At 63.2% G+C, this 1,561-nt stretch carries 2 protein-coding genes; both read right to left on the reverse strand.

Annotated elements, in window-relative coordinates:
- Nucleotides 1-231, reverse strand: a 231-nt coding sequence (locus EN750_RS33605) for a gamma-glutamyltransferase (RefSeq protein ID WP_189526658.1), incomplete at its 3' end; no start/stop codon positions are given.
- A 310-nt stretch (nucleotides 232-541) separates the two neighbouring features.
- A partial coding sequence (rhaI, locus tag EN750_RS33610) for an L-rhamnose catabolism isomerase (RefSeq protein WP_127399219.1) occupies nucleotides 542-1,561 on the reverse strand: 1,020 nt, incomplete at its 5' end.

Below are 1,561 nucleotides of genomic sequence, written 5' to 3' on the forward strand. Positions count from 1 at the left end.
GGGGTAGACGACCGCGAGCGCATAGCCGACGGCAACCGCCGCATCCACAGCATTGCCGCCCTTTTTCAGCACCTCGATACCGACTTCGGACGCCAGATGCTGGGCCGTCACCACCATGCCGTGCTCGCCCTTGGCTGGCGCAGGCGATGCGGCGAAGACGCCCGTCAACGGCGCGAGGGCGAAGGTGATGGAAAGACTGGCGGCGATCAGTGTCCGACGGTTGAGAGGCATGGCGGTTCTCCGGACGGGGGGACGCCTAGAAGACCCTGTTGGACTGATCGAGTCCACTAACAATTAAGGGAGCGTGAGAAAGAGCCCCCTCACCCGGATTGCCAACTGAATTGCGAAGCGCAATTCGAGGCAATCCGACCTCTCCCCGAGGGGAGAGGAGGTTGTCAGCGCTGACGTCAGTCTCTTCTCCCCAGCGGGGGTGAGGCGTGGTCCGCGCGGCGGGCCAAAAGCCAACTGCTTGGCTTTTCGAACAACGAACGCCCGGAGGGCGGTGGCCGCAAAGCGGCCGGATGAGGGGGCCGGCTCGGCCTCAGACAATGCCGCCCGAGCCACCGGCGACCGCGGGACGTTCCGCCGCGACCTTGGCGCGGTAACCCGCCGCACGATACGCCGCGACCGGATCAATGGCGCCGCCAGTCTTCAGCCGCGCCATGGCGAGGATCGGCTCGACATCGGTGCGGTAGGCGGCTTTCAGCGTCTGCGTCGCCATCAGCGCGTCATTACTGTCCTGAAAACCTTCCAGCGCCTTGCGATCGACGAGCAGCGCCTGCGCATAGGCGCGCTGCACCTCGACCGCCGACAGCATCAGGCTTTCGATCGGATCGGTGACGTTGTGACTCTGGTCGAGCATGTGCGCCGGATCGAAACCCTCGGTGCCGGACAGTTCGGCATCGACCAGTTCGTTAAAGACGAGGAACAGCCGGTAGGGGTCGATCGAACCGGCATCGAGATCATCGTCGCCATACTTCGAATCGTTGAAATGGAAGCCGCCGAGCTTCTTGAATTGGATCAGCCGCGAGACGATCATCTCGATGTTGACGTTGGGGGCATGGTGGCCGAGGTCGACGAGACAGAACGCCTTGTCGCCCAATTCCCTGGCGATCATGTAGTTGGTGCCCCAGTCCTGCACGACGGTGGAATAGAAGGCCGGCTCGTACATCTTGTGCTCGCTGAACAGCTTCCAGCCGGCGGGCAGTCCGGCGTAAACCTCTTTCATGGCGTCGAGATAGCGCTCGAACGCCTTGGCGAAATTGACCTGGCCCGGGAAGTTCGAACCGTCGCCGATCCACACCGTCAGGGCCTTGGAGCCGAGCGTCTTGCCGATCTCGATACATTCGAGATTGTGCTCGACCGCTTGCCGGCGCGTGCCGGCATCGGCATGCGACAGCGAGCCGAATTTGTAGGAAAGCGCCTGGTCCTTCGCGTCGGAAAAAGTGTTGGAGTTCATGGCGTCGAAGCCGAGGCCAAAGCGCGAAGCCGCCTGCTTCAGCCGGTTCGGGTCGGCCTTGTCCCACGGAATGTGCAGGGAGACGGTCGGCGTCGCTTGCGT

This window comes from Mesorhizobium sp. M7A.F.Ca.ET.027.03.2.1 (assembly GCF_003999175.1).
Lineage (GTDB): Bacteria > Pseudomonadota > Alphaproteobacteria > Rhizobiales > Rhizobiaceae > Mesorhizobium.